5 protein-coding genes and 1 pseudogene are annotated in these 5,860 nt (G+C 34.7%); 3 read left to right on the top strand and 3 right to left on the bottom strand.

Features of this window, described 5'->3' with window-relative positions; translation table 11 throughout:
• Positions 1-287: 287 nt before the first annotated feature.
• Positions 288-1,201, top strand: a pseudogene (locus tag OZD63_RS06215) (IS110 family transposase).
• A 75-nt stretch (positions 1,202-1,276) separates the two neighbouring features.
• A complete protein-coding gene (gene lpdA, locus OZD63_RS00825; RefSeq protein WP_275007835.1) occupies positions 1,277-2,650 on the top strand; it encodes a dihydrolipoyl dehydrogenase in 1,374 nt (457 codons plus the stop codon).
• Positions 2,651-2,655: 5 nt separating this feature from the next.
• On the opposite strand, the gene OZD63_RS00830 is transcribed toward lpdA, so the two are convergent.
• Positions 2,656-3,048: a hypothetical protein gene (locus OZD63_RS00830; RefSeq protein WP_275007837.1), complete on the bottom strand. Its 393-nt coding sequence runs from the start codon at positions 3,046-3,048 to the stop codon at positions 2,656-2,658.
• A 69-nt stretch (positions 3,049-3,117) separates the two neighbouring features.
• On the opposite strand from OZD63_RS00830, the gene murG reads away from it, so the two are divergent.
• The gene (gene murG, locus OZD63_RS00835) at positions 3,118-4,149 is read left to right on the top strand and encodes an undecaprenyldiphospho-muramoylpentapeptide beta-N-acetylglucosaminyltransferase (RefSeq protein ID WP_274979461.1); all 1,032 of its coding nucleotides are present in this window, start codon (positions 3,118-3,120) and stop codon (positions 4,147-4,149) included.
• Here murG and gshB read toward each other — a convergent pair.
• Entirely contained in the window at positions 4,134-5,063 is a 930-nt protein-coding gene (gene gshB, locus OZD63_RS00840; RefSeq protein ID WP_275007838.1) for a glutathione synthase, read from the bottom strand. The genes murG and gshB overlap by 16 nt on opposite strands.
• 60 nt (positions 5,064-5,123) lie before the next feature.
• Positions 5,124-5,714: a BON domain-containing protein gene (locus OZD63_RS00845; RefSeq protein WP_275007840.1), complete on the bottom strand. Its 591-nt coding sequence runs from the start codon at positions 5,712-5,714 to the stop codon at positions 5,124-5,126.
• Positions 5,715-5,860 lie beyond the last annotated feature (146 nt).

A 5,860-nucleotide genomic window follows, 5' to 3' on the forward strand; every position in this document is an offset into this window, starting at 1 on the left:
AGCTCTTAATGGCATAACTTTTGCTTGAAATAACTGTTTATATGGTGCAATTTACAGCTTTTAGTTGCTAAAATTATAACTCTTAGTTTAATAATTTTAATCCAATAAGCTTTCAGGTTAATAAAATTAAATTATTTGAGTAAATACAATACTATGTTTTTATTTGTGGGTAATAGTAAGGCTTAAAGCAAAATGTAGTACGAACGGTAGGTGGATCTAAAAGATCGAATTACAATCCTGTATACAGCATTTTGCATTATTGTTTGATTATATTTATAGGTACAAAAATAGCTAGAATAATTTTCATGGGAGTAGATGTTTCCAAGGAAGCATTGGACATCTCAATTAATGGCAAGCATAAGCGCATAGCAAACGTGAGTGATGCTATATCTAAGTTTATAGAAACAAATATAGTCGATTTACCCATCAAGTTATGTGTAAGCTGGTGGCTATGAAAAGCTCATTATAAAATTGTTGCAAGATAACTGTCCATAAAGCTCACCCGAATCGGGTATATGCATTTGCCAAAGCTTGCAATCATTTTGCAAAAACTGACAAGTTAGATGCTAAATTACTGGAAAAATACGCTGAATTTGTCAGTAAAGACGGTGAAGTAAAAGGATGTATAATTTCACAAAAGCAAGAGGAATTAAAGGAGCTGGGGGCAGTTGAGCGTAATTTAAATGATGCAATTCATGCAAACAAGTGTCGCCTGCAAAGTGCGACGGGAAAAGCTAGAGAATATATAGAAAGACAGATAGGGTTTGCTGAAAAACAATTGAAAGAAATTAGGCAAGACATAGAAGACGCAATAGCTGAATTGAAAGGAAAAAATGAGCTTTTAATCAGCTATAAAGGTATTGGATCAAAGACGGCGAGCGTTCTACTGACAGAGGTGCCTGAGCTTGGTAGATTAGAGAATAGAGAAATTGCATGCTTAGTTGGAGTTGCACCTAAAACTAGTGAAAGTGGAAGAAAAGTTGGCAAAGCTCAAATCAAAGGAGGCAGGTTTTATGCAAGGAAAGCACTATACATGTCAGCTCTTGTTGCTATGCGCCACAACAGAAAAATGAAAGCGTTTTATCAGCGTTTGGTTGATTCTGGCAAAGCTGCTAAGGTTGCATTAGTTGCTGTCATGAGAAAAATTATCGTTTGTTTAAATGCCATGATAAAAAATAACAACTTTTATCTTGACTCTTAAGACGGTAGATGACAGACCATTGATTGTATGGGTTCCATCTGTTATATATAATCTTTTTGAATACGAAGAAAACTGATGAATGAGTATGATATTACGGTTATAGGCAGCGGTCCTGGTGGTTATATAGCGGCAATTAGGGCGGCACAGCTTGGGTTTAAAACTGCAATTGTGGAAAAAGAAAAAAATTTAGGCGGTATATGCTTAAATTGGGGATGTATACCAACAAAATCACTGCTTAGAGCATCTGAGGTTTATAGGCTAATAAAAAGATCAAAGGAGTTTGGTATAGAAGTAAAGGGAGCGAATTTTGATATACAATCAATAGTGAAATACTCAAGAAACGTTGTTGATAAATTGTCAAGCGGTGTTGCATATTTGATGAAAAAAAATAATATCAAAGTTCATCAAGGTTTTGGTAAACTTGCAGGCAATGGTACTATAAAAGTCGTTAGCGATAAGGAAGAACAAGAAATTGTTTCCAAGCATATCATTTTAGCAACAGGCGTGAGGGCACGGAATCTGCCTGGAATAGAGGCAGATGGAGATTTAATATGGAATGCGCAGCACGCTATGACTCCAGAGAGATTACCAAAATCGCTACTAATTATAGGGTCTGGTGCAATTGGAATAGAATTTGCAAGTTTTTATAGTACTTTGGGTGTTGATGTAACAATCATAGAGATAAAGGGCACTATTTTGCCGCTGGAGGATAAGGACATTTCAGATTTAGCACAAGAAATATTCACAAAACAGGGGATAGAAATATATACAAGCAGTAGCGTAAAAGCTCTTACTAAAAGTAAAGACTCTGCTCAAGTGCTACTAAGTAGTGGTGAGAGCAAAGAATTTGAGAGGGTGATTGTTGCGGTTGGAATTCAAGCAAATATTGAAAATATAGGTTTAGAAAATACAAAAATTAAATTAAGCCCTTCTGGCTTTATTGAAACGAATGAATGGTATGAAACTAGTGAATCAAATGTGTATGCAATAGGTGATGTAGCTGGCCCACCATGTTTAGCACATAAAGCGAGCCATGAAGCCGTGATCTGCATTGAAAAGATTGCTGGTAAAAATGCTCATGCGTTAAAAAAAGAATGCATACCAAATTGCACTTATTCTCATCCACAAATAGCGAGCATCGGCCTTACTGAGGAACAGGCAATAAAAGGTGGGTATGATATAAAAATAGGAAAATTTCACTCTAACTTTAATGGTAAGTCTGTTGCACTCAGTGAAACTGAAGGGTTAGTGAAAACGATTATAGATAAAAAAACCGGAGAAATTCTGGGTAGCCACATGATAGGTGCAGAAGTAACGGAGTTAATTAGCAATTTTGCTCTTGCAAAGCAACTAGAAGGAACAGACTTCGACATAAAATCCACGATTTTTCCTCATCCAACCATTTCAGAGATGATACATGAATCAGTGCTTGCTGCAGATGTTAAATAGTTGAACTAACGTTCCATCGTTTTAGAGTTGTCAATGTCTTGAGTAGTAGTTTGATTAGGCACTTTAGTTTCAATAGATTGATTACCACCAGCATCAGAATTCTGTAACTCTTCTTTCAATCCCTTAGCTGCTTCTTTAACTTCAAGCTTTGCCTTTGGATGAAGATCTTCTGGGCCTTTTCCTTTAGTATCCAAACCTTGTTGTAGACTAGTGCTTTTCATTTTATTATGCTGCTCGTGCTCAGATAGGTCAACAACCGAATTGAAAAGAATTTTTACTATATTTTTTAGCAGTTCTAAAAAACCTCCGCTTCTGCCTTCTCTTTGTTCTTGAGGTTTATTTTTCTCATTAGGTTCTTTTTTACTATTACTTTTAGGCATTTTTAACTCAACTATCATAACGCTTAATAAAATTCTACGTGCAAATTGTTAAATAACAGTTAACAATCTAGGATTTATTATTTACAGATGGATATTATTTTAGCAACAGGTGGCACAGGTGGGCATATCTTTCCGGCCATAGCTTTAGCAAAAGCACTAAAGACACAAGGATACAATTGCATATTATTCACTGATAAAAAAACAAATAAAAATACCGACATAGAAAGCTACACCTTACCATTACGTAGACCAAGCAGCAACAAATTTAAGTTTTTCCTTTTCTTGATATACAGCTCTATGTTAGCACTGTATCAAGTAAGAAAATTAAAACCAAAATCGGTCATTGGTTTTGGTAGCTATGCTTCTTTTCCAACTCTTCTTGCAGCAAGAGTTCTTTCTATACCTATAATTTTACATGAACAAAACACAGTTTTAGGGAGAGTAAATAGATTCTTTTTCAAGAGTGCAAAATTAATTGCAACCAGCTTTCCGGAGACTAAATATGCAGAGGGCAATAAATGTATTTTTACAGGAAATTTTGTTGATATAAAAGCACAGAGCCATTCTAGCACTGAGAAAATCCTAAATATATTGGTCATAGCAGGCAGCCAAGGTGCAAATTTTTTTGATGATGTAGTAAGCAGCGTAATTTGTGATTTACCTATTAAAATGAAAAAGAAAATTAGAGTGACGCAGCAATGTACGAAGAAAAATGTAAACAAGGTCAAAAGTCTATACAAAAGTGAAAAGATCGATTGTGAATTGAGTGAATTTTTTGATGATATGGGGAATAGACTGGCCAATGCTCACTTGGTAATTAGCAGAGCAGGAGCAACTTCAATAGCAGAGATCACTCTTGCTAGGCGTTCTGCTATATATATTCCTTACCCTTACTCAAAAGATAATCACCAATTTTATAACGCAAAATATATTGAAGACTCGAGAGCAGCTATAATAGTTAAGCAGAATAGTGAAGCAAAAAAAAATCTAACAGAGGTACTATTTGATCTATTAAATAATTCTCAAAAATTGCGTGATATGACCAATAGTACAGAAAAAACAGGGATAAAGAATGGGACTACTGAGTTTGTTAAGGTGATTGTTCACAGGTTTAGTTGATGGCTGCTTGCTTTTTCTTCAAACACATCCCAAAGATCTTTTTCTAGCGATATATTATACAATTTATTGATATGAACTACTCCCGTGGGTGAAGTTGTGTTAATTTCGAGCAGGAAGTCATCTATAATATCAATACCAACAAATATTAGCCCTCTTTTCTTTAATTCAGGACCAATTTTGTTACATATTTCATTGTTTCTATCGTTCATTTGAGCGGGCTCAAAACTTGCTCCAAGTCGCATGTTTGTTCTGATCTCTCCACTGATTTTTGGAATTCGTTTCATTACACCAATTGGTTGGCCATAAAGTAGCAATATTCTTTTATCTTTATCTATGTTTTTACAAAATGATTGTGCAATCACAGGGCATTCGTATTTTGCTATCATGAGATCCACTACTACTTGAATACTATTCTCATCTTGTATTCTTATCACATCGTTTCCTCCATAACTATACAATGGCTTCAGAATAATATCTTGATAGTTGCAGTAGAAATCTCTAATCATTGATATATTTTCAGTAATCAAAGTTGGCGGAATTAGCTCTGGAAATAATGAAGTTATCAATTTTTCAGGACAATTTCTTATTTCTGTTGGATTGTTAATTACCAATGCGCTGGTTTTTTCTAAGGTATATGTTGTTGTAATATAACGCATATCAAAGGGTGGATCCTGTCTGATAAATATGATGTCCATTTCATTCAAGTTGATTGCTACATCCTCTTTAGAGATAAAACTAAAATCATCAACGCTGACTTTCTGAGCCAGAGCAATTGGATGGTTTAGCTTTAGTGCTAAATTGTTAGGAGCATAGACAAAAACTTCGTGCTTCCTCCTTTGTGCTTCCTTTATTAGCACGAATGTAGTGTCAGTTTCAAAATTTATATTTTCATCCATCTGAAAGGCAATTTTCATTTATGTTCTCTACCTATTGTCACAACTGTACAAATGTTATAATTTGAAAGCGATTTTTGCCTAATGGCGTAACTTACTGTACCTGTATCGTACATAACTTACAACTTGTTTTACTCCCTTTACTTTTCTTGCAATTGCTATTACAGCTTTTAATTCCGCTTTATTTTGGGCTATACCCATCAAATAAACAACTCTATCAACCGTATTAACGCTATAATTAATTGACTTAATATTTCTTTTTCCCAGGAGTCTTGTTCTTATTTCCGCTGTTGTCATGCCATCTACAGTGGTGTCTAGCATGGAAGCCATTTGAATTGGTATTACTCTTATTTCATTTATCACTTCTTTAATTTCTTTTTGCTGCCAAGCTATTTTTTCTGCTGTAAGTTGTTTTTCAGGAGTGTCAACACTTCCAATGAGCAATACTCTTCCTTCACTTACTTTAACCTTTATGGATGAAAATAGCCCATGTTTTAAGAGCCCCTTATTAATTCTGATGACCATAGTCGTATCATCAATGATATTTCCCAAGGATTTGTCCTGCATTGTTACTGCTGTCGCTGTAGCCACCACACCACCTATTATAAGGGTTGTGCAACCACTTTGTGTAATCAAAAAAATTGCGAGTAAGAAGCTTGTTATTAATCTCATTATTGATTTTCATGGTTTAGAGCTTTCATTAAGAAATGTTAATAAGCTTTTTTGATTGTGTAAATACCATAAATTAAGTAAGAACCTGTTTAAAATCTTCGTAATAGGAGAGAAATGAAGGAAAGGACAATCATTTGCAAGCTGGT

Source organism: Wolbachia endosymbiont of Drosophila leontia, assembly GCF_028981785.1.
Lineage (GTDB): Bacteria > Pseudomonadota > Alphaproteobacteria > Rickettsiales > Anaplasmataceae > Wolbachia > Wolbachia pipientis.